The following is a 22,210-nucleotide window of genomic DNA, read 5'->3' as shown; positions in this document are numbered from 1 at the left end:
ATGTCACTCGCGCTCACAGTGCACTCTTAGATTCGGAGTGCAATATTGCACTCTATGAGTGAGAGTGCAGATTCACTGCGAGAGCAGCGCAGGCGCGCGACGACGCGCGCGCTCACCGATGCGGCACGCCGACTGACGACGGAGCGCGGCTTCGCCGGTTTCACGGTCGAGGAGCTCTGCGCCGAGGTGGGCGTCTCGCGGCGCACGTTCTTCAACTACTTCGAGAGCAAGGAGAACGCCGTCTTCGGGTTCGCCGCGATCGACTCCCGACAGGAAGGCCTCGAAGCGGAGTTCGTCGCCCAGAGCGGCGACCTCCTCGATGATTTCCTCCGGCTGACGATCGCCCGATTCGAGCTCTTCAACCCGCTCGACGACGCGCACGCCATGTTCGCGGTGATCGAGCAGGAGCCTCGGCTGCTCAAGGCCGCGTTCGAGCAGCTGGCGAAGAACGAGCGTCGCGACATGGAGCTCGTCGTGCGGCGAAGCGGCGAGGGCGCTGCCGATGCCGAGTTGCACGCCGAGGTCATGGTCCACACCGTCGGCGCGCTGGTGCGCCTGTGCATGGACCAACTGCTGCACCATCACTCGACCGATTCCTTCAGCGATCTCGTCAGGCGTCGCCTCGAGATCGCTCGCGCCGTGTTCGCACCATCACAGAAAGCCGACTGAATGTCCGCCACAGCCACCAAGGACGCGCCGTTCCTGCTCACCAAGCGGCGCATCTGGATCATCTTCAGCGCCCTGATCGCCGGGATGCTGCTCTCGAGCCTCGACCAGACGATCGTCTCGACCGCCATGCCGACGATCGTCGGACAGCTCGGCGGCGTCGACCATCAGGTCTGGATCACCACCGCCTACCTGCTGGCGACCACGATCGTCATGCCGATCTACGGCAAGTTCGGTGACGTCCTCGGCCGACGCAATCTGTTCCTCGTCGCGATCGCGCTGTTCACGCTCGCGTCGGTCGGCTGCGCCTTCGCCACCGACTTCTGGATGTTCGTCACCTTCCGCGCGCTGCAGGGCCTCGGCGGCGGCGGACTGATGATCCTGTCGCAGGCGATCATCGCCGACATCGTCCCCGCGAACGAACGCGGCAAGTACATGGGTCCGCTCGGCGCCGTGTTCGGTCTCTCTGCGGTGGCCGGTCCGCTGCTCGGAGGCTTCTTCGTCGACCACCTGACGTGGCAGTGGGCGTTCTACATCAACATCCCCGTCGGCATCGCGGCGTTCATCATCGCGCTCGTCGCGTTGAAGCTGCCGAGCAAGAAGGCTCAGAAGCCGATCGACATCTTCGGCGTGATCTTCCTGTCGATCGCGACCACCTGCCTGATCTTCTTCACCGACTTCGGCGGCGACAAGGAGTTCGGCTGGGATTCCCTCGCGACCTGGGCCTGGGGCGCGGGTCTCGTCGTGGCCGCGACAGCCTTCGTGATCACGGAGGCGAAGGTGCAGGACCCGATCATCCCGCTGAGCCTCTTCCGCAACCCGATCTTCGTCAACGCGACCGCGATCGGACTCGTGCTCGGCATCGGCATGTTCGCGGCGATCGGCTTCGTGCCCACGTTCCTGCAGATGTCGTCCGGCACGTCGGCCGCGGCATCCGGTCTGCTGATGATCCCGATGATGGTCGGACTGATCGGAACCTCGATCTTCTCGGGCATCGCGATCTCGAAGACCGGCAAGTACAAGATCTATCCGATCGTCGGCACGATCCTCACCGGCATCGCGATGGTGTCGATGACCACACTCTCGGCCGAGACGCCGATCTGGCTGATCTGCGCGTTCCTGTTCGTGTTCGGCGCCGGGCTCGGCCTGATCATGCAGGTGGTCGTCCTGGTCGTGCAGAACGCGGTGCCCGCCGGCGAGATCGGCACCGCGACCAGCACGAACAACTACTTCCGCGAGGTGGGTGCCTCGCTCGGCACCGCGGTGTTCGGCACCATCTTCACCACCCGTCTGACCGAGAACCTGCTCGGTGTCTTCGCCGATGCCGGGGCATCGCCGGAGGACGCATCGCAGGCGGCGTCGACCATCGACCCGGCGACGCTCAACGCGCTTCCCGATGAGGTGCGAGACGGAATCGTCACGGCCTACGCGGATGCTCTCGCTCCGGTGTTCTGGTTCCTCGTCCCGTTCATCGTGCTCGCCCTCGTGCTGTCGCTGTTCCTAAAGCAGATCCCGCTGTCTGATCAGGCCGGGCTCGTCGCCCGAGGCGAGGCCATCAGCGGCGAGGAGGCCGAGCGCCTCGAAGCCGAGCAACGAGGAACGCCCGTCCGGACCGCCGCCGGTTCGGATGGCAAGGCGCATGTCGCGGCCGAGAGCGACGCCCCTCCGACCGCTCACTGACGCCTCTCCACAGATCACGGGCCCGCTCCTCACCTCGAGGAGCGGGCCCGTGTCGTCTGCGAAGTCAGGGAAGGTCGCCCACCTCGAGCTCGTCAGGGTGATCTGCGTTGTCGCCGTCAGCCTTCTGATCCTCACCCGGGGTCGCGGGGTCGATCTCGGGATCCGGGTCGTTCGTCACGAAGTCGGCGTCCACGCCGGTCGCGTCGATCTCGGCACCTTCGTCCGGGCCTGTCTGAGGGTCTGACATGATCGCTCCTATCGTCGGGGTATCGGACGATCAGTGTGACCGGGTCGGGCCCCGAGCCGGCATCCCCTTGACATCGTCGTGCCGTGCAGCAACCGTTCCGATGGCCGTCGTGCGACCATCGGATCATGAGCGATGCCCCTCTCGTCCTTCCGATTCTCTCCGGCAGACAGGTGCGGCTCCGCGAATGGCGCGACACCGACGTCGCCCTCGCGCAGGAGGCGTCGCGCGACACGCTCATCCCGCTCGTGACCACGGTCCCGCGGACCCCCGACGAGACCGCGGCCGTGGCGTTCATCCGTCGTCAGCATCAGAGGCTCGAGTCGGGCGCGGGTTATGCGTTCGCGATCGCGGACCTCGATGATCGCGCGGTCGGTCACATCGGTCTCTTTCCGGTCGGTCGCACGCGCGCGAGCGTCGGATATTGGGTCGCTGCGTCACAGCGCCGGCGCGGCTTTGCGGCCGACGCTCTCGCCACCCTGACGTCGTGGGCATCGACTCTCGAACGCCTCGACCGTCTCGAGCTCTATGTGGAGCCGGCCGACGAAGGATCCTGGCGCGTGGCGGAGAGCGCAGGCTATGAACGCGAGGGCCTTCTGAAGGCCTGGCAGAGGATCGACGGGCGGCCACGGGACATGTACATGTATGCGCAGCTCACCGAGCGCGCGCGGGTCGGAGCCGGTCGCTCCTGAGCCCGGATACGACAAAACCCCCGGAAAACCGGGGGTCTTGATCTGTAGCAGGAGCGGGGCTTGAACCCGCGACCTCACGATTATGAGTCGTGCGCTCTGACCAGCTGAGCTACCCTGCCACACCGCATCCGCATCGCAGATACGAACGCTGTGAGCCCCGAGTCAGGATTGAACTGACGACCCCTTCCTTACCATGGAAGTGCTCTGCCACTGAGCTATCGGGGCGTGCTGCCCCTCGCGGGGCAACCACACGAGAATACCATCACTGTGGCGTCCTCATGAAATCGAGGTGTCAATACGAGGTGCGACCCGCGTTCTCGCGCAGCCACGGCAGCGGATCGATGGTGCCGCCGTTGATGATGATCTCGAAATGCAGGTGCGCACCGTACGAGCGGCCGGTGTTTCCGGTGTGCCCGACGATGTCGCCGACCTTCACGGTCTGCCCGGCCGTGACCTGCAGCGACCCGTACTGCATGTGCGAGTAGTGGCTCGTGACGATCTGTCCGTCGATCACGTGGTCGATGTAGACGGTCACGCCGTAGGCGCCACCCTGCTCGGTGGCGATGCGCACGACGCCGTCGGCGATCGCTTGGATGGGCGCACCTTCGCCGGGGACGAAGTCGATGCCCTCGTGCAGGCGACCCCAGCGCATGCCGTATCCCGAGCTCATCCCCACGCCGACCTTGAAGGGCCACTGGATGGCGGCCTCTGCGTCGTTGGTGAAGACCTCGTTGGAGTAGTTGATGCCCTCTTCGGACGCCACCTGGATCAAGGAGACGGTCGAGAAGCTGTCGGAGCGCGCGAGCGACTCGTTCTGCACGTCTGAGGACGTGACGAAGGCCTGGATCTCATCGTCGGCGCTGTCCGCCGACTTGGAGCCCGATGCGGCGACGAGAGACGTGGCCGCGAGCGACGGCGAGCCCTGCACTGCGGCGACGGCCTCAGCCGGAAGGGTCATTCCGACCGCGAGCAGTCCGGCCAGGCTCATCACACCGACGGTCGCACCGACCGTGAGGAACTTGCGCGCCGATGGACGACGACGGGCGACGTGCTCGACAGGCGTCTCTTCGGCCGCAGGGGCGTCAGGCTCGGCGGTCGGCTCGGACGCGCTCTCCGAGGCGACGCGACGGAATGCGCGGGCCGCGGTCTCGAACGCGTCATCGGTGCTCGGACGGCGGTGACCGGCGTCGTCGCGCTCGGCGCGCAGAGGCTCTGAATCAGCGTCTTCGACCATCGCGGGCATCGCCGCAGGTTCGACGACAGGTTCGACGACGACCTCGGGAGCCTCAGTCGGCTTCACCGCGACGACGTCTGCGGAATCGGATGCTGCTGACGCTGCGGCGACGGCGGTCGCCGCGATGAGCACCTCTGCGGTGTTCAGCCGTTGGCGGGCGGCGCGGCGCGACGTCGGGGTCTCGGATGCGACGGACGCGGATTCGGATACGGGTGCAGCTTCGGAGACGGCTTCCGTCACTCCTGCCGCAGAGGCCTCGAAGGCCGCAGTGCGGGGACGGCTGGACCGGCGCGTGGGCGCAGAGGCAGCCTGGGGATTCTCGAAGGGCAAGTCAGATTCTCTCGGGTTTAAAACGTCAAGCTCGGGGGCGCTTACGACCTTCACCGATTCGGGCCGATGAAAGTAACGATCGGATAAACCCTAGCCTGATCCACCTGTGAATGCCATGAATCGTTCACGTTTCATCGCGAAGAATATCGATCACGCGTCGGTGGACCTCGGTTCCACCCGCGATGAGCATGGGTCTCGTCGAGTCTCGGTCGATCAGCGAGACGCTGCCTCCGGCCTCGACGACGAGCAGCGCGCCCGCCGCGTGATCCCAGGGCTTCAGACCGCGCTCGAAGTAGCCGTCCAGGCGTCCGGCGGCCACGAACGCGAGGTCCAGCGCGGCGGAACCGGCGCGTCGGAGATCCCTGGCGATCGGCATGATCCTGCGCACTGTGGCGAGGTCGCCGTCGTGCGTCGCCGGGTCATAGCCGAAGCCGGTCGCCAGCAGCGCACCGGCCGGCGTCTCGGTCGTGACCGAAAGCCTCGCCTCTTCCAGAAACGCGCCGTGGCCCGTCGCCGCGGTGAACATCTCTGCGGATGCCGGGGCGTAGACGGCCGCGGCGAGCGCCTCCCACTCCCCCGCGATAGCGCTGCCGCGCACCGCCGCGATGCTCACCGCGTAGGAGGGAATCCCGTAGGCGTAGTTCACCGTGCCGTCGATCGGATCGACGACCCAGGTGATTCCGCTCTCGCCCCGTTCGGCCTCGGATTCCTCACCGAGGAAGCCGTCGCCCGGCCGAGCGACCCGCAGCCGTTCACGGATGAGCATCTCGACCTCGCGGTCGGCGTCGGTCACGATGTCTGCGAGCGTCGACTTCGTCGCGGCGAGGTGCACGCCCTCGGCGCGACGCAAGCGCGCCAGGTCGCCGGCCTCGCGTGCGATCCGAGAGGCGAGGTCGACGAGCTCGAGTTCGAGGCTCACTGCGGCGGGAACGGCGGAGCCGGCGGATAGGCAGCGGGCGCCTGCGGCACCGGAGGCGCGGGCTGCGCCTGCGAGTACGGCTCAGGGGCAGTCGGGAAGGGTGCGACCGGGAACGGCTGCGGGGCGGGAGGTGCGGGCAGCGCCTGCTGGGGGGCCTGCGGAGGCTGAGCCGACGGGTGACCGGTGTAGTAGGCGTTCCAGTCCGGCGAGCCGTCAGGCAGCACGGGCAGCGGGGTGCGACCGTCGGCATACGTCGGCCATGCAGGGGCGGCGGCGACGCCGTGAGCGTCGGCAGCCCGGGGGCCCGCAGGCTTGCGAGGAGCGAACAGAGCGTTCAGCAGGGGGATCAACGTGGTCCCCACCGCCGCGAGGATCGTGAGCGCCACGACGATGCGCCAGTAGAGCTCGCCGTAGTCGAACGTGTTCGGGAACGTGAGGAAGAAGATCAGCATGCCCACAAGCCCACCGAGGAACACGATCGTCGCGATGTAGATGATCCGGGTGAACGTCGTCACGTGTCGCTGGGCGGCCGGAGTGAACAGCCGCACATGCAGCAGAGCGAGTTGGAGGATTCCCACGACCAGGAGCAGTTGGAAGAAGCGCTCGGCGCCGGTGAAGAACTGATCGTCCTCCGGCAGCCAGATCTTGACGGCTCCGACCAGCAGAGCGACGATCCAGCTGACCATGCTCGACAGAGCGAGCCAGTCGGGACGGTTCGGTGCGAGTCCTGCCTCGAGGATCGCGATGCCTGCGAAGGCGGCGAGCAGGAGGATCGTGAGGAAAGCCCGGCCGATCAATCCGTCCTGATCACCGACCAGCACCCACACGACGCAGACGAGTGCGGCGGCGATGAGCGCGCCGATGGCGATCCAGATCGCCCCTCTGATGAGGAGGGACATGTTCTTCTTCTCGATCGGCACAGGGGGCTGCGGGGAGATCTCCGGCTGCGTCATCGCGTTCCTCTCGTTGGGCGGCGTTGCGTTCATCCTTGCATGCGCCGGCGCGAGGGCAGCAGTGGCGGCGCGATCCGTGGATACATCGGGGCGAACCGGCTCGCGTGCAGTGATCAGCTCTTGCGTGCGGAGGAGGCGGCGAAGGCGGCGATCCGGGCCTGGGCGTCCGGCGTCGCCATGGCGACCCCGATCGACCGCGCCTCCTCGCTCAGCTGCTCTGCGAACGTCCGCTCGGGCTGCGAGCGGACGAGTCGCTTCGCGTGTCCGTAGGCCTCCGCTGCCCCGGCAAGCCAGAAGCGTGCGACCTCCTCGGCACGGGCTCGGACGAGATCGGCTTCGTCCGCGGAGTCCGCCCCCTCGACGGCCTCTGCGACGAGGCCCCACTCCACCGCCTCGGCGGCCGACAGCAGGCGGTCCTGCAGCACCAGCTGCAGCGCTCGACGCTGTCCGACGGCTCGAGCGAGCTGGGCCGAGACCGAGAGGTCGGGGGTCAGCCCGATGTTCGCATACAGACTGCCGAGGCGAGACCGCGATCCGACGACGGCGTAGTCACTGCTGAGAAGGATGCCGAGTCCACCGCCCGCCGTCGTGCCATGCGCCGCGGCGACCACGGGCACTGCGGACTCCGTCAGGGAGCGGATGCCGGTGTTGATGACTTCGGCGAGCGCGGTGATGTCGTCGGCCGACCCCATCGTCGTCGCCATGTCGATCACGTCGCCACCCGCGCAGAACGCGGGACCCGCCGCGTCGATCAGGATCGCCGTGACGTCCGACCGTGACGTGGCCTCTGCCGTCGCATCCCGCCAGGCGTGCGCGAGATCTGCGTTGAACGCGTTGAGCCTCGCGGGGCGGTTCAGCGTGAGCCTGGCCAGCCCCTCATCGACGGCGAACAGGATGGCATCGTTCATGGCTTCTCCTTCGAGCACAGGACGTTGGCCACCAGGCTAACCGCGATCAGCGCTCGTCCCGCACCCGCTTGGTGAAAGCCTCCATACGCCGTCGAGTGCCGTCGAGGCGCATGTCCACCTGTCCGGGTGCCAGCACCTCGCTGGGGGCGAGGGGGTGTGCGAGCCTCACGTTCTCGTGGCACGAGAGATCAGCGCAGATGTAGGTTCCCACTGAATCTCCGCGCATCCCGGCCTCGCCGGCTCGCCGGGCCGAGAAGAGCGCGACCTGGTTCCCGGGCTGCATCGTGTGGCAGATGTTGCACATGCCCGAACGCCCGCGGCCGGGGTCGGAGGCTCGGAGGACGACTCCGAAGATCTCCCCGTCGTGCTGGGTGAGGACGTAGCCGCGGCGCCCAGCGCTCGGATCGCGCCATGCGAAGAAGTCGAGGTAGTCCCAGTCGATCAGCACCAGATCGAGGGGCATCTCCATGACCCTCAGCTCGTCCGCATCCGCGTTGACGAAGGACGCACGGATGTCTGCCTCGGTGAGCGCTCGCATCCGACCAGTCTATGAACCCCCCAGCCGCCTGCGTCCGCACATCGCCATCACGAGACCCCTGCAGCGGCCGGGGTGAGTGCTCGGGCAGGCGCGCGCTGCGTGCGCCCCCCTTATGATCCTGACTCTCAGGCGGTCTGCAACTCCCCGCCTCCCGAGACACCGACGCAGCCGGTCGGACTACTCAGCGGCGCGTTGCATGGCCTCGTCAGCTTCCGAGACGATGTTGCGCATGGCGACAGCCGCCGCATCCGCGTCGCCGCTCGCCACCGCGAACGCGACATCGCGATGCCACTGCACCGCGTTCTGGTCGGCCACGTGAGGCATGAGGGAATGAGCGGTGCGCCCGCGGAGGACCGCCTCCACCGTGCCGCCGAGCGCGGCGAGCATCCCGTTACCCGAGGCCTCGAGGAGGAGCCTGTGGAATCGGATGTCGGCTGTCAGATAGCGCTCGCGATCGGCCTCGTGGTCTTCTTGCCCCATCGCGACGACGAGCGACACGAGGTCGACCTTCTGCTCGGAGGTGGCCGTGCCTGCAGCGAGCCCGGCAGCGAGTGGCTCGATGACGGAGCGCAGTTGGCTGAGCTCGCGCAGCTGTTCGTCGCGGCCCGGTCCCGCGAGGCGCCACGCGATCACCTCAGGGGCATAGACGTTCCAATCGGCGCGAGGCCGCACCTCGACTCCCGACTTGCGACGCACCCAGACCAGGCCGAAGGACTCGAGGACCCGCACTGCTTCCCGCGCCGCGGAGCGTGAGACGCCTCTTTCGCTGGCGAGCTCGACTGTGAGCATGCGCGAGCCCGGGGGGTGCTCACCATCGACGATCGCGCGACCGAGCTCGGCGACGAGCGAGTCGTGGACGGGGCTTGCGGGGCCGGCGACGGTCATATGTCGAGTATGCCCGTCGCGGCTGCGTGACGTGGGACGTCTCACACGATTGTTTCGTTTATGTTGCGCATGACGTGGTATGCGTGCTTATTATGTACGGCATAAGGTCGTAAACCACGCCCGGATCAAGGAAGCTCATGGCACTCTTCACCCCCGCCGCCGACGCGCTCATGATGGCAGCCGCCGACACCGCAGCCCCCGACCGCCCCGCCGGTCAGCTGATCACAGCCGCCGTGCTGGGGATCGCGATCATCATCGTCCTCATCACCTGGGTGAAGCTGCATCCCTTCCTGTCGCTCACCATCGGCGCGCTCGCCACAGGTGCGATCGCCGGCATGGACATCGCCGCGTCCGTCACCAGCTTCTCGACGGGCTTCGGCACCACCATGGGCGGAGTCGGCATCCTGATCGCACTCGGCGCGATCTACGGAAAGCTCCTCGCCGATTCCGGCGGCGCCGACCGCATCGTCGACACGCTCGTCAGCCGCGCCAGCGCGCGTTCGCTGCCCTGGGTCATGGGACTCATCGGCGCCGTCATCGGCCTTCCGATGTTCTTCGAGGTCGGCCTCGTGCTCCTCGTGCCGGTCATCATCCTCGTCGCACGCCGCTCCGGTGCGCCGCTCATGCGCATCGCGATCCCGACGCTTGCGGGCCTCTCCGCCATGCACGGCCTCGTGCCGCCGCACCCCGGTCCTCTCGCGGCGATCGACGCGCTCGGTGCCAACCTCGGCCTCACCCTCGCCTTCGGTGTGATCGTGGCGATCCCGGCCGTGATAATCTCGGGTCCCCTGTTCGCACGCTTCGCGGAGCGCTGGGTCGATGTGCCGGTGCCCGAGCTGTTCGTCACCGAAGAGGACGAAGGACAAGAGCAGCGTCGGCGCCCGTCGTTCGGAGCCACGCTCTTCAGCATCCTGCTGCCCGTGTTCCTCATGCTCGCCAAGGCTGTCGCCGACATCTCGGCCTCGGGGTCGGATGCCCCCTGGAAGCTCGCTCTCGACTTCCTGGGCACGCCGGTCATCGCACTGCTCATCGCCGTGCTCGCCGGCTTCTTCATCCTCGGACGCGGCGCCGGCTTCGACCGCACGAAGATCAACGACATCGTGGGGTCGTCGCTCGGACCGATCGCCGGCATCCTGCTGATCGTCGGCGCTGGTGGCGGGTTCAAGCAGGTGCTGGTCGACACCGGTATCGGCAACGTGATCGCCGAGTTCGTCTCCGGGTCTTCGGTCTCGGTGCTGATCCTCGCCTGGCTGGTGGCCGTGGTCATTCGCATCGCCACCGGGTCGGCGACCGTCGCGACGATCACCGCCGCCGGCATCCTGCAGCCGCTCACCGAGACCCTCGACTCGCCCATGGTCGCGCTGCTCGTGCTCGCGATCGGCTCGGGATCGGTGTTCCTGTCGCACGTCAACGACGCGGGCTTCTGGCTCATCAAGGAGTACTTCGGCCTCAGCATCCCGCAGACTCTGAAGTCGTGGACGGTGCTCGAATGCCTCATCTCGGTCACCGGTCTGGCCGGGGTCCTCGTCCTGAGCCTCTTCGTCTGAGCGCGCCATGATGTCCGTCAACGCACCCGTCCTCGTCTTCATGGGCGTCGCCAGCACCGGCAAATCGACCGTCGCCGCCATGCTCGCCGGACGCCTCGGCTGGGCCTTCGAAGAGGGCGACGATCTGCATCCCGAGGCGAACGTCGCCAAGATGGCCGCTGGCCATGCGCTCGACGACGACGACCGCTGGCCGTGGCTCGACCTCATCGCCGAATGGATCGACGAGCGCATCGAGGCCGGCGAGCCCGGCATCGTCACCTGCTCGGCCCTGAAGCGCAGCTACCGCGACGTCCTGCGCCGAGATGCGGTCACGTTCGTGCACTTCGCGGGCGAGCGCGAGCTGATCCTCGATCGGATGCTGCGCAGGGAAGGCCACTTCATGCCGACGACCCTTCTCGACTCGCAGTTCGCCACCCTGGAGCCGCTGGAAGACGACGAGAGGGCGATCGAGATCGACATCGCTCTGACGCCCGCCGAGCAGGCCGCACAAATCGCCTCACGGCTGCGCCTGCACCCCGACTACTGAGACGATCCCTCGGGTCGCGACACTCAGAGCCATGGGGAACTCGATACGGCACCCGGTAGGAGCACTGCTCGTGGCGCTCCTGCTCAGCACCGGACTCGCGGGATGTTCACCGCAGACCGTCGGAGGTCCGAGTCAGCACGGTACGAGCAGTGACGCACCAGGCTCCGAGACCGGGGCGAACGCTCCCTCAGCTTCCTCGCGAGCGTGCGAGGAGTCGGTGATCCTGCTGACGGTCGACTCCCCGTCGCCGCGGGCGGGACAGACCGTCACAGTATCCGTCGATCCCGCCGGGTGCAGCATCGACGAGCAGTGGGCGGGAGAACTGATCGTCCGCACTTCCGGTGGTGACACGACGACCGGCTCACGCCTCGAGATCGGAGCGGCCTCCGTCTCGGTCGATCTGCCACCCGATCTCACGGGACCAGCGCTGCTGATGCTCGCGCCCGATCAGGACTGCGAGCAGGCCGGTGCGACCGGCGACTGCCACTATCCATACGTCGAGTTCCAGATCCGCCCCTGACCACGGGCCGAATGGACCCAGTCGTCATCGGGCGTTCGCGCATCGACGACGTTGGGCAGCCCTCACTGCGTCACCCGACTCGCCCGTCACCCGACCCGCCCGTCACCCGACGAGCAGTCCCAGCGCCGTGATCCCCTCGACGACGAGGTCGTGATCGTCCGCTGAAGGAAGCCCCGACACCGTCGCGACGGCGACGACGCCCACCCCTTCGACACGGACAGGCACAGAGCCGCCGGCGACGGCATACGTGACGGGGTCGAGCCATCCCGGCTCGAACATGTCGCGCCCGCCGCTGGCGACGCGTGCTTCGAGCAGCGCAGTGCTGGTCTCGAACCTCAGGGCAGTCGCTGCCTTCTTCTGCACCCAGGCGTCGTTGTCAGCCGTCGCGCCAGGCAGCGACGCGTGGAACAGGACGCCCGACGCAGTGCGCACATCGACCGCGACGGGAGCCCCCTGGGCCAGCGCGCGCTCTGCTATGGAGCGCCCGAGTCGCCACGCGTCCGCTCGGTCGAATCGCCGCACGACCAGTTCGACATGCTCCTTCTCCAGCTGTGCGAGCCTCGTCTGGTCAGTCATCAGCAGCGCCTCTTTCGTAGATGGTTCGCCTGAGACTGTAGCCGCCGCACAACGCTGCTCACGACGCGCGCGCCGCATCCTCAGCACCCCAGCACGATGCGGCTCCCGTCCGATGGACGGAATCGGTCAGCCGAGCTCGCCCGATCCGTACGGACGCACCGGTTGCTGCTTCTGGAACTCGTACTCGCCTCCCTGGCGTCCACCGAAGGGACGCCCATGGTCGGCGAACTCCTCGCGGTAGTACGCCAGGCGCCATGGCCCTATCTCGATGCGAGATCCGGTGCGCAGGATCCTGGCGTTCTCCGTGCTGTGCGGCAGATTCGGTCGGCCGCCGCCGGTCGCCGCATACGAGTAGAGGACGTACTCGTCGTCCTCATTGTGACGGACTTCGGCGTGGCGGGCTTCGAGTCCCTCCAACCGGAGGTCGGCGTCCGGTCCGGAACCGATGACGGTGCGCCCCGGGAGCAGGTCGAATTCACGCGGCCTGCTGGAGTTCCAGTCGCCTGATCCGACCGCGAAGATCAACCGCGGACGACCGGAGCCGGGAATGTAATGGGTCGTCGTGACTCGCCGCCGAACTCTCCGGGCGACTGTGGGGACGAGGGGGAACGGCGTCGACGGAGGGACGGGAAGCCGGAAGCCGCTGCCGCGTTCCCGATGCTGCGCCTCCGACAGGAGCGTCGAGAGATGCCCCAGTTTGATGTGCGAGGATCCGGCGATCGCCCGGCCCATGGGCCCCGATCTCACATCCCCGAACTGAACGAGAGTCCCCCGCGGCCCTTCCACACGCACACGGATTCCGCGTCGCGCGAGCCCATCGGCGAGCGGCACGAGCTGAGTCAGGTCTCGACGGCTCATGCTTCCGAGTCCAGGGGCGGATTCAAGGGAGACGACGACCTCCTGACCCTCAGCCCTGACGCTGAACCGTGTCGGAGGGCCGCCGTCGGGGCTGGCCTGCTCGACCTGCAGGTCGATATCGAGGCGAATCATCGGAGGAGCTCGCGCTCAGACCGAGCCCGCGCCACCGGACGCGCTGTCGCTGGTCGTCACCCGGAGCGTGCCGTTGAACTTCCAGGTCGCCCGCGGCGCATCAGGCCCGATATCCCGAGGCACTTCGACGGTCATGTCGTCGAACGTGTAGTTGACGGCGGCTCCTCGACCGGTGAGGTAGGCCCACATCTCCCGCCCGAGGTCTGTCCAATCGGTGATCGAGGCACCGGTCGGCCCCGACGCCGAGTCGAACAGCTCTGTCGGTTCATTCGGATCGCTCATGGCGTGCTCCTTTGCTAAAACCATGTCCCGTGGATCAGATTATGCGCCTGCCGTTCCGAGGTGTCCAGGGATTTCTGAACACTGTCTAGAAATCTCAGCGATGAGCCGACGGATCGGCGCCGGCGTGTGCGCGCAGTGACTCAGTGACCCGTCGGAGATACCTGGTGATCACGTCCTGTTCCTGTGGCGTAAAGGAGTCCAGCTCCGCATCGACACCCATGATCATGGGGATCAGGCGACCCATCGCTTTGTCGCGCGACTCGGGGCGGGGAGCGACGAGGATGCCGCGACGATCGTTCGGCCGAGGCTCTCGAGACACATGCCCGAGCGCGACGAGTCGATCGACGGACGTGGTGGTCGCTCCCGCAGAGAGCCCCACTCTCCGAGCGAGCTCGGTCGGAGCGAGCGGCCCGCTCATGATCAGGTGCTCCATGACCTGGAGGTCGGTGGGATTGACGCCCAGCTCGTCGGCGAGGGAGGACTCGAACAGCTCGCTGAGTTCGAGGAAGTCCCGCAGCAGCGCCGTCGCCGGTCGGGCAGGCGCGAACGCCGCTCTCTCGGCCTCCGGTGATGGACCCTCACTCGCTTGCATGACCTCCACGATATCGCTACTCTCTTTCGATAGTCATATAATTCGACTATCGAACTACTATCCAAGGTGGGGAATTCTCGTGAGTGCTCTGACCCGTTTCCTGACGTCCGCCAAGACGTCGTGGATCATCCTCGTCGTGACCGCCGTCGCAGCCGCCGCGCTCTTCGCGCTCGCGGGGAGCGAGGAGTCCGAAACCGCCCCTTCCGTGGGGCTCCCCTCGTCGGCGGAATCGGTCAAGGTCGATGAGCTTCTGGAGGAGTTCACGAGCGCGGAGGCGACCTCTGCGCTCGTCGTGTTCGCCGCCGAAGATGGCGAGCTGGACGCTGACACCCTCGCTCTGATCAATGAGAAGGCCTTCGGCGATCTGGCGGATCTCTCACGCGACGGTGCCGTCCCACCCGCGCAGATCTCAGATGACGGAACGGTCGCACTGGTGATCGTGCCCCTCGAGCCGGAGCCCGACGTCGCCGCACAGTCCGACCGCGCACAGGAGATCCGCGACATCTCCGCCGCAGACCTCGATGGGGTACGCGTCTATCTGACCGGCGCAGAGGGTTTCGAAGTCGACATCGCCGCTGTCTTCGACGGAGCGGACTTCACCCTGCTGCTCACCACCGTCATCGTCGTCGCGGTGCTTCTTCTGATCACCTACCGGAGCCCCTGGCTGTGGATCGTCCCACTGGTCGTCATCGGGCTGGCAGACGCCCTCGCCGGGATCGTCGCGCGACAGGTGGCCGGCGCTGTAGGAATCCAGCTCGACGCGTCGATCACCGGCATCCTGTCGGTGCTCGTCTTCGGCGCGGGAACGAACTACGCACTCCTGCTCATCGCCCGATACCGGGATGAACTGCGGTTGCACGAGGATCGCAGGGAAGCCATGCAACAGGCTCTTCGCGGAGCGGGTCCCGCAATCATCGCCAGCGGATCGACCGTCGCACTCGCGCTCCTCACTCTGCTTCTCGCCGAGATCGCCGGCAACCGCGCACTGGGGCTGGCGTGCGCCGTGGGGATCCTCGTCGCCATGTTCTTCGCTCTCTTCGTGCTCCCCGCAGCCCTGGTGCTGTTCGGTCGAGGTCTGTTCTGGCCCTACATCCCCCGGTTCAACTCGCCCGACGCCATCTCGCGCAGCGTCTGGGGCAAGCTCGGCCGCGGAGTGTCCAAGCGGCCGGTCCTGGTGGCATCCGTCGGCTTCGTGGCGCTCGGAGCCATGGCCAGCGGCCTGCTGTTCGTGCAGACCGGGCTGTCGCAGAATGACCGTTTCCTGCAGAAGCCCGAGGCGGTGCAGGGTCAGGAGCTTCTCGCAGTGGCGTTCTCGGCGGGAACCACCTCCCCCGCGATCGTCGTCGTTCCTCTCGATGATGCGGACGCAGCCGCCGCTGCCCTCGGAGATCTCGACGGCGTCGATTCGGCGACCATGGGAGAGACGACGGATGAGCTGGCGCGGATCGATGTCACCCTCGATGCCAGCGCCGAGACCGAGGCGGCGTTCGCGACAGTCGAGCGCATGCGCGACGCCCTCGACGACGTCGGATCCGGCGAGGGCCTCGTCGGTGGCCTCGACTCTCAGGCGCTCGATGTCGCCGATGCGCAGGCTCGCGACCAGGCGCTCCTCATCCCGCTCATCCTTGCGCTGGTCTTCGTCGTCCTCGTCCTTCTCCTTCGTGCATTCGTCGCCCCGTTGCTGCTCCTGATCGCCGTCGTCGCCAGCTTCTTCTCGGCCATCGGGCTGAGCTGGTGGCTCTTCCAGTCACCGCTCTTCGAGTTCCCCGCCATCGACACGAACGTGCTGCTGTTCAGTTTCCTGTTCCTCGTCGCTCTCGGCGTCGACTACAGCATCTTCCTCGTCACGCGAGCGAAGGAGGAGGCCGCGCACCTCGGGACCACGCAGGGAATGATTCGAGCTCTCGCCGCGACGGGCGCCGTGATCACCAGCGCCGGCATCCTGCTCGCCGCGGTGTTCGCCGTGCTCGGAGTCCTGCCACTCATCACGCTGACGCAGATCGGCATCATCGTCTGCATCGGCGTGCTGATCGATACTCTTCTCGTGCGAACCGTCATCGTCCCGGCGCTCGCCTTCATCACCAAAGACAGCTTCTGGTGGCCGCGCCGTCCGCCGCTTTCCGATGCCGAGGCCACCCGGAACGGTGCCGACGCGCTCTCCGCCGAGCAGAGGCCTGACGTCGTGAGCGTCGGCTAGGACGGCAGATCCTCGCCGCGACCGGGCAGCGGAAGAAGACTCCGCCAGAACAGAAACGAGAAACGCCCCCGCGGTGCGGGGGCGTTTCTCATCGTGTGCGAACTGTTCAGCGTCGACCTCGCATGGCCGAGGAACTTCTCTGGTGGCGAGTGAGGGATTCGAACCCCCGAATGCTGAGCAGTCTGATTTACAGTCAGATCCCTTTGGCCGCTTGGGTAACTCGCCAGAGCGCACCCGTCCGACTTCGACAGCCAACCGGGGGCACGATAGATAATCATACCTGCCGAGGGCAGGCGTGAGAAATCGAGCGCTCAGCTCCCGAAGACGCCCTGGTCGGGGTCGGCCAGGGACTCCGGAGTCCGCAGCAGGCCGCCCTCGGCGCGGCAGGTCGCGGCGGCCACATCCATCGCTCGAACGAGCAGCTGCCGCCACCCGTCAGCGTCGGACGGCGTGCCGTTCGCCAATCCCGCCGCCACAGCGGCGAGGGTCGCATCGCCCGCTCCGACGGTGTCGACGACGCGTCCTGGCAGCGTCGAGATGGGCGCCGTCACGATGCCGGCATCCGACTCGAGTGCGGCGCCATCAGCACCAGCGGTCGCGAGGACCGCGCTGACACCGAGGGCGCGCAGCCGTGCCCGGAGGGCGTCGAGATCGCCGTCGTAGAGAAGCGACGCATCATCGGCGCCGACCTTGACTATCGATGCCCCGGCAGCCGCACGCTCGAAGCCGCGGACGAACTCGGCGCGATCACTCAGCATGCCCGAACGCGGGTTCGGGTCGACAGCGAGTCGAGCATCACCGACGGCCTCGAGCAGCGCATCGACCTCAGCAGGCACATCGAAGGGGAAGCAGCTGACAGCCACGAGACCCGAGTCGGCGATCGCCTGGACGGCTTCGCCCGAGTACCGGATGCTGCGCCTCTGCGCCGCCTCGTTGAAGACGTAGACGGGCTCGCCGTCCGACGCACGCTGCACGATCGCACGAGACGAGCCCAGCGGCGCCTCGCTCGCGATCAGTCGCACGTCGTGATCGTCGAGGTACTCGCGGATGTGCGCACCCGCTTCGTCCTCTCCGACCATCGCGATCAGCGTCGTCGGCACGCCCAGCCGGCGAAGGCCGACGGCGACGTTCAGCGCCGCGCCGCCCACCAGCTCTCGCACTCCCCCGCCGTCGTGGATCTCGTCGATCAGTGCGTCTCCGACGACGACTGCACCGCGTGCTCGGGAGGATTCATCACTCATTCTGCCGACACTACCGCGAGAGCGGCTTCTGGGCCCGCTTGCGCGGCTTCCCTGCACTGCATCCCATCAGCGCTACGGTGAGCGCATGAACCCTCGAATCGCCGCCGGAGCTGCGGCTCTCCTGCTCGTGACGCTGCTCACCGGCTGCGGTTCCACCGGCTCAGGATCCGCCGGCCCGAGCGAATCCGGGGAGCCGTCGTCGAGTTCTTCGCCCGATGGATCGACAAGTCCGTCACCCTCCCCCACTCCGACCGAGACGCCGATCGCTCTGCCCTCCGATTGTCGCGCCATCCTGTCGGACGACGTGCTCGCCCAGCTCGACGGCATCCCGCTCAACGATGCGGCCCTCGGGCCCTCCGGAGTGGGCGACGACGGCACGCTGACCTGCATCTGGGCGGACCCGAAGGCCGACACCACCCGTCTCGTCACGACGATCTCTCTGATGAGCCGCGGCCCGGCCCTCGACATGCTGAACGCTCTCGTCGCCGACGAGGGCTTCACGTGCTTCACGCCGGACGGCGGCACCCGCTGCGAGAAGACCTGGCCGAACACGCAGTACCCGGTCACCGACGGGCGCACCCTGTTCTGGCGTGACGACGTGCTGATCGACTCCGAATACTCCAACCTGGCCCCCGAGGGCTATACCTCGAGCATCGTGGCGCACCTCTTCGACTGACGGCATCCGGACACGAAGAAGGCCCCGGGCGAATCGCCCGGGGCCTTCTCACTCACTCACTCAGTACGTCAGTTTTTCGACTCGCTCGCGCTACGCGCGTGCTCGCTCAATCATGACCCGCAAGCGGGTCAATTGTACGTACCCGGCGTGATGTCGTCCGTCGAGAACGCGTCGAAGTCGACGTAGCCGAAGTCGCCGTCAGCGTACGCGCCGTCGGATGCGAAGATCCGGTTCGGGTAGCGCTCGCTCTTGGCTTCCTCGGTGGCCTCGACCGTGACGTCGCGGTACTTCGAGAGACCGGTTCCGGCGGGGATGAGCTTACCGATGATGACGTTCTCCTTGAGACCGACCAGCGGGTCGCGCTTGCCCTGCATCGCAGCCTCGGTGAGCACGCGGGTCGTCTCCTGGAAGGAGGCGGCCGACAGCCACGACTCCGTCGCGAGCGACGCCTTCGTGATACCCATCAGCTCCGAACGGCCGGACGCCGGGCGCTTGCCCTCTGCCACAGCCTCGCGGTTGATCGCCTGGTAGCGCTTGAGGTCGACCATCTCACCCGGAAGCAGGGTCGTGTCGGCGTGATCGACGACGGTGACCTTGCGGAGCATCTGACGGACGATGACCTCGATGTGCTTGTCGTGGATCGGCACACCCTGCGAGCGGTACACGCCCTGGACGCCACCGACGAGGTAACGCTGCACCTCGCGGGCACCCATGACACGCATGACCTCCTTGGGGTCGAGCGTTCCGACCAGGAGCGGCTGACCGACGCTGACGTGCTGACCGTCCTCGACCAGAAGCGTCGCACGCTTCAGAACCGGGTAGATCACTTCCTCGTCACCGTTGTCGGGCGTCAGGATGAGCCTCTTGGCCTTGTCCGTCTCGTCGATAGTGATGCGACCGTCGGCCTCTGCGATCGGCGACGCAGCCTTGGGGGTACGCGCCTCGAAGAGCTCCTGCACGCGGGGCAGACCCTGCGTGATGTCATCGGCCGAAGCCGAACCACCGGTGTGGAAGGTACGCATCGTCAGCTGGGTACCGGGCTCACCGATCGACTGGGCCGCGATGATGCCGACGGCCTCTCCGATGTCGACGGTCTTACCCGTCGCGAGCGAACGGCCGTAGCACTGCGCGCAGACACCGACAGCGGAGTCACACGTGAGAACCGAGCGCACCTTGATGCTCTCGACACCCAGCGCGACCAGCTTGTCGATGAGCACGTCACCCACGTCGTCACCGGCAGAAGCGAGAACCTCGCCCTTGCTGTCGACCACATCGGAGGCCAGCGTACGAGCGAACACCGAGTTCTCGACGTTCGCATCGCGCACCAGCTCGCCCTGCGAGTTCGGAGCGGCGATCGGGAGCTCGAGGCCCTTCGACGTGCCGCAGTCCTCTTCGCGGATGATGACGTCCTGCGAGACATCCACCAGACGACGGGTCAGGTAACCCGAGTCGGCGGTACGCAGAGCGGTGTCGGCCAGACCCTTACGGGTACCGTGCGTCGCGATGAAGTACTCCGCAACCGACAGACCCTCGCGGTACGAGGAGATGATCGGACGCGGGATGATCTCACCCTTGGGGTTGTTCACCAGACCACGCATACCGGCGATGTTCCGGATCTGCAGCCAGTTACCACGAGCACCGGACGACACCATGCGGTTGATGGTGTTGTCCTCAGGGAAGTTCGCCCGCATCGCGGCCTGAACCTCGTCCGTCGCCTCGGTCCAGATCTTGATGAGCTCCTGGCGACGCTCGGTGTCGGTCGTCAGGCCCTTCTCGTACTGGGACTGGACCTTCGCGGCCTGCTTCTCGTAGCCGGCGACGATCTCCGCCTTGTTCGGAGGCGTCAGGATGTCGCTCAGAGCGACGGTCACACCGGAGCGAGTCGCCCAATAGAAACCGGCGTCCTTGATGCGGTCCAGCGACGCAGCCGTCTCGACCTTGGGGTACTCCTCGGCCAGCTTGTTGACGATCTGCGACAGCTTGTTCTTGTCAGCCTGCTCGCGGACGAACGGGTATCCCTTAGGAAGCGTGTCGTTGAAGATCGCCTGTCCGAGCGATGCGTCGACGAGACCGTGACGCTCGTAGCCCTCGGGAGCTTCGCCCTCGAGGAACGTCAGACCCGGGATGCGGATGCGGACCTTGGCCTGCAGGTCGAGGGTTCCCTCGTCCTTGGCCAGGATCGCCTCGCCCACCGAACCGAATGCACGGCCCTCACCGGCTGCGCCCGCCTTGACCGTGGTCAGGTGGTGCAGGCCGATGATCATGTCCTGCGAAGGCAGGGTGACCGGGCGGCCGTCGGACGGCTTCAGGATGTTGTTCGACGCGAGCATCAGCACGCGGGCCTCGGCCTGAGCCTCGACCGACAGCGGCAGGTGGACAGCCATCTGGTCACCGTCGAAGTCGGCGTTGAACGCCGCGCAGACGAGCGGGTGCAGCTGGATCGCCTTGCCCTCGACGAGCTGAGGCTCGAAGGCCTGGATGCCCAGACGGTGCAGGGTGGGTGCACGGTTGAGCAGCACCGGACGCTCGCGGATGATCTCCTCGAGCACGTCCCAGACCTCGGGACGGGTGCGCTCGACAGCGCGCTTGGCTGCCTTGATGTTCTGCGAGTGACCGAGGTCGATCAGGCGCTTGATCACGAACGGCTTGAAGAGCTCCAGAGCCATCTGCTTGGGCAGACCGCACTGGTGCAGCTTGAGCTGCGGTCCGACGATGATGACCGAACGGCCGGAGTAGTCGACACGCTTTCCGAGCAGGTTCTGACGGAAGCGACCCTGCTTGCCCTTCAGCATGTCGCTGAGGGACTTCAGGGCGCGGTTGCCGGTTCCGGTGACGGGACGACCACGGCGACCGTTGTCGAACAGTGCGTCGACGGCCTCCTGCAGCATCCGCTTCTCGTTGTTGACGATGATCTCGGGGGCACCGAGGTCGATCAGACGACGAAGACGGTTGTTGCGGTTGATCACACGACGGTAGAGGTCGTTGAGGTCGGAGGTCGCGAAGCGGCCACCGTCGAGCTGCACCATCGGGCGCAGCTCCGGCGGGATCACCGGAACGACATCCAGCACCATGGCGGCCGGGCTCATGCCGGTCTCCAGGAACGAGTTGACGACCTTCAGACGCTTGATCGCGCGGATCTTGCGCTGGCCCTTGCCCTCGGAGATCTGCAGGTGCAGGCTCTCCGCCTCGGCTGCCAGGTCGAACGCCGCGAGGCGACGCTGGATCGACTCGGCGCCCATGTAGGCCTCGAAGTACTGACCGAAACGGTCCTGCAGCTCGTGGAAGACGTCGTCCTCGGGACGCAGTGCGCCGACCTCGAGGGTGCGGAAGTCTTCCCACACGCGCTCGAGCTTGGCGATCGCCTCGTCGGCACCCTTGCGGATGAGCGACATCTCCTTCTCGGCGGCGTCCTTGACCTTCTTCTTCGCGTCGGCCTTGGCGCCCTCCGCCTCGAGGGAAGCGAGCTCCTCCTCCAGGCGTGCCAGACGCTCGGCGATCTTCGCGTCGCGACGGTCTCCGAGCGTCTTCAGCTCGAGACGGATGTTGTTCTCCTGCGTGCCCAGGTCGCGGTGACGAGCATCCTCGTCGACCGAGATGACCATGTAGGCGGCGAAGTAGATGACCTTCTCGAGGTCCTTCGGCGCCATGTCGAGCAGGTAGCCCAGACGCGAGGGAACACCCTTGAAGTACCAGATGTGGGTGACGGGAGCGGCGAGCTCGATGTGACCCATGCGCTCACGACGGACCGAGGACTTGGTGACCTCGACGCCGCAGCGCTCGCAGACGATGCCCTTGAAGCGGACACGCTTGTACTTTCCGCAGGCGCACTCCCAGTCGCGGGACGGGCCGAAGATCTGCTCTCCGAAGAGACCGTCCTTCTCCGGCTTCAGGGTGCGGTAGTTGATGGTTTCAGGCTTCTTGACCTCGCCGTAGGACCAGGCGCGGATGTGGTCCGCGGTGGCCAGGCCGATGCGAAGCTCATCGAAAGTGTTTGACTCGAGCACAAATTCTCCT

Annotated in this window: 21 protein-coding genes and 3 tRNA genes; 8 read left to right on the top strand and 16 right to left on the bottom strand. The window is 66.7% G+C overall.

What is annotated here, in order from left to right; translation table 11 throughout:
- Nucleotides 1-54 precede the first annotated feature (54 nt).
- On the top strand, nt 55-669 hold the full coding sequence (locus tag RU09_RS07545) for a TetR family transcriptional regulator (RefSeq protein ID WP_042539124.1): 615 nt from the start codon (nt 55-57) through the stop codon (nt 667-669).
- Nucleotides 670-2,346, top strand: coding sequence for an MDR family MFS transporter (locus tag RU09_RS07540; protein WP_042539122.1), 1,677 nt, complete (start codon nt 670-672; stop codon nt 2,344-2,346).
- A gap of 64 nt (nt 2,347-2,410) precedes the next feature.
- Here RU09_RS07540 and RU09_RS07535 read toward each other — a convergent pair whose 3' ends face one another.
- Complete coding sequence (locus RU09_RS07535) at nt 2,411-2,593, bottom strand: hypothetical protein (protein WP_042539120.1); 183 nt, start codon at nt 2,591-2,593, stop codon at nt 2,411-2,413.
- A 125-nt stretch (nt 2,594-2,718) separates the two neighbouring features.
- On the opposite strand from RU09_RS07535, the gene RU09_RS07530 reads away from it, so the two are divergent.
- Nucleotides 2,719-3,282: a GNAT family N-acetyltransferase gene (locus RU09_RS07530; protein WP_042539118.1), complete on the top strand. Its 564-nt coding sequence runs from the start codon at nt 2,719-2,721 to the stop codon at nt 3,280-3,282.
- Between the two features lie 45 nt (nt 3,283-3,327).
- On the opposite strand, the gene RU09_RS07525 is transcribed toward RU09_RS07530, so the two are convergent.
- The 8 genes from RU09_RS07525 to RU09_RS07490 form a co-directional block, all read right to left on the bottom strand.
- Nucleotides 3,328-3,401 (bottom strand) — tRNA-Met (locus RU09_RS07525).
- Between the two features lie 34 nt (nt 3,402-3,435).
- Nucleotides 3,436-3,507, bottom strand: a tRNA-Thr gene (locus RU09_RS07520).
- 67 nt (nt 3,508-3,574) lie between these two features.
- The gene (locus RU09_RS07515) at nt 3,575-4,846 is read right to left on the bottom strand and encodes a peptidoglycan DD-metalloendopeptidase family protein (protein WP_042539115.1); all 1,272 of its coding nucleotides are present in this window, start codon (nt 4,844-4,846) and stop codon (nt 3,575-3,577) included.
- Nucleotides 4,847-4,970: 124 nt separating this feature from the next.
- Nucleotides 4,971-5,765 carry an inositol monophosphatase family protein gene (locus RU09_RS07510; protein WP_042539113.1) on the bottom strand — a complete coding sequence of 265 codons (795 nt, stop codon included), beginning with the start codon at nt 5,763-5,765 and terminating at the stop codon, nt 4,971-4,973.
- Nucleotides 5,762-6,718, bottom strand: coding sequence for a hypothetical protein (locus tag RU09_RS18685; RefSeq protein WP_042539111.1), 957 nt, complete (start codon nt 6,716-6,718; stop codon nt 5,762-5,764). Before RU09_RS18685 ends, RU09_RS07510 begins: the two co-directional genes overlap by 4 nt.
- A 113-nt stretch (nt 6,719-6,831) precedes the next feature.
- Nucleotides 6,832-7,626 carry an enoyl-CoA hydratase/isomerase family protein gene (locus tag RU09_RS07500; protein WP_042539109.1) on the bottom strand — a complete coding sequence of 265 codons (795 nt, stop codon included), beginning with the start codon at nt 7,624-7,626 and terminating at the stop codon, nt 6,832-6,834.
- Between the two features lie 46 nt (nt 7,627-7,672).
- Nucleotides 7,673-8,164, bottom strand: a complete 492-nt coding sequence (locus RU09_RS07495) for an FBP domain-containing protein (protein ID WP_042539107.1) — start codon at nt 8,162-8,164, stop codon at nt 7,673-7,675.
- Between the two features lie 177 nt (nt 8,165-8,341).
- Complete coding sequence (locus RU09_RS07490; protein WP_042539105.1) at nt 8,342-9,049, bottom strand: FadR/GntR family transcriptional regulator; 708 nt, start codon at nt 9,047-9,049, stop codon at nt 8,342-8,344.
- 137 nt (nt 9,050-9,186) lie between these two features.
- Here RU09_RS07490 and RU09_RS07485 point away from each other — a divergent pair, with 137 nt between their 5' ends.
- The 3 genes from RU09_RS07485 to RU09_RS07475 all read left to right on the top strand — a co-directional run bounded on the left by RU09_RS07485 (nt 9,187) and on the right by RU09_RS07475 (nt 11,642).
- Nucleotides 9,187-10,596, top strand: coding sequence for a GntP family permease (locus RU09_RS07485; protein WP_376708829.1), 1,410 nt, complete (start codon nt 9,187-9,189; stop codon nt 10,594-10,596).
- A 10-nt stretch (nt 10,597-10,606) separates the two neighbouring features.
- Nucleotides 10,607-11,122, top strand: coding sequence for a gluconokinase (locus RU09_RS07480; protein WP_042539440.1), 516 nt, complete (start codon nt 10,607-10,609; stop codon nt 11,120-11,122).
- A gap of 217 nt (nt 11,123-11,339) precedes the next feature.
- Nucleotides 11,340-11,642, top strand: coding sequence for a hypothetical protein (locus tag RU09_RS07475; protein ID WP_042539103.1), 303 nt, complete (start codon nt 11,340-11,342; stop codon nt 11,640-11,642).
- 102 nt (nt 11,643-11,744) lie between these two features.
- Here the strand turns inward: RU09_RS07475 and RU09_RS07470 are convergent, their stop codons facing one another.
- The 4 genes from RU09_RS07470 to RU09_RS07455 all read right to left on the bottom strand — a co-directional run bounded on the left by RU09_RS07470 (nt 11,745) and on the right by RU09_RS07455 (nt 14,082).
- Entirely contained in the window at nt 11,745-12,218 is a 474-nt protein-coding gene (locus RU09_RS07470; RefSeq protein WP_042539101.1) for a heme-binding protein, read from the bottom strand.
- Nucleotides 12,219-12,344: 126 nt separating this feature from the next.
- Nucleotides 12,345-13,076 (bottom strand): FHA domain-containing protein, encoded by a 732-nt coding sequence (locus RU09_RS07465; RefSeq protein WP_231567487.1) that lies wholly within the window; start codon nt 13,074-13,076, stop codon nt 12,345-12,347.
- A 147-nt stretch (nt 13,077-13,223) separates the two neighbouring features.
- Nucleotides 13,224-13,490 carry a hypothetical protein gene (locus RU09_RS07460; protein ID WP_042539097.1) on the bottom strand — a complete coding sequence of 89 codons (267 nt, stop codon included), beginning with the start codon at nt 13,488-13,490 and terminating at the stop codon, nt 13,224-13,226.
- Between the two features lie 94 nt (nt 13,491-13,584).
- Complete coding sequence (locus RU09_RS07455) at nt 13,585-14,082, bottom strand: MarR family winged helix-turn-helix transcriptional regulator (protein ID WP_042539095.1); 498 nt, start codon at nt 14,080-14,082, stop codon at nt 13,585-13,587.
- Between the two features lie 79 nt (nt 14,083-14,161).
- On the opposite strand from RU09_RS07455, the gene RU09_RS07450 reads away from it, so the two are divergent.
- A complete protein-coding gene (locus tag RU09_RS07450) occupies nt 14,162-16,279 on the top strand; it encodes an MMPL family transporter (protein WP_042539093.1) in 2,118 nt (705 codons plus the stop codon).
- Nucleotides 16,280-16,419: 140 nt separating this feature from the next.
- Here the strand turns inward: RU09_RS07450 and RU09_RS07445 are convergent.
- Together RU09_RS07445 and RU09_RS07440 are read right to left on the bottom strand one after the other, a co-directional pair.
- Nucleotides 16,420-16,504 (bottom strand) — tRNA-Tyr (locus RU09_RS07445).
- Nucleotides 16,505-16,590: 86 nt separating this feature from the next.
- Entirely contained in the window at nt 16,591-17,520 is a 930-nt protein-coding gene (locus RU09_RS07440) for a PfkB family carbohydrate kinase (RefSeq protein WP_042539091.1), read from the bottom strand.
- 85 nt (nt 17,521-17,605) lie between these two features.
- Here RU09_RS07440 and RU09_RS07435 point away from each other — a divergent pair, with 85 nt between their 5' ends.
- Nucleotides 17,606-18,196 (top strand): hypothetical protein, encoded by a 591-nt coding sequence (locus tag RU09_RS07435; RefSeq protein WP_042539089.1) that lies wholly within the window; start codon nt 17,606-17,608, stop codon nt 18,194-18,196.
- 128 nt (nt 18,197-18,324) lie between these two features.
- Here RU09_RS07435 and rpoC read toward each other — a convergent pair whose 3' ends face one another.
- Nucleotides 18,325-22,200 (bottom strand): DNA-directed RNA polymerase subunit beta', encoded by a 3,876-nt coding sequence (rpoC, locus tag RU09_RS07430; protein WP_042539086.1) that lies wholly within the window; start codon nt 22,198-22,200, stop codon nt 18,325-18,327.
- Between the last annotated feature and the right edge of the window lie 10 nt (nt 22,201-22,210).

The sequence above is a fragment of the Microbacterium sp. MEJ108Y genome (assembly GCF_000834175.1).
GTDB classification, from domain to species: domain Bacteria; phylum Actinomycetota; class Actinomycetes; order Actinomycetales; family Microbacteriaceae; genus Microbacterium; species Microbacterium forte.
Note: the sequence above shows the minus strand (reverse complement) of the source record. Positions and strands in the feature narration are given on the sequence as shown.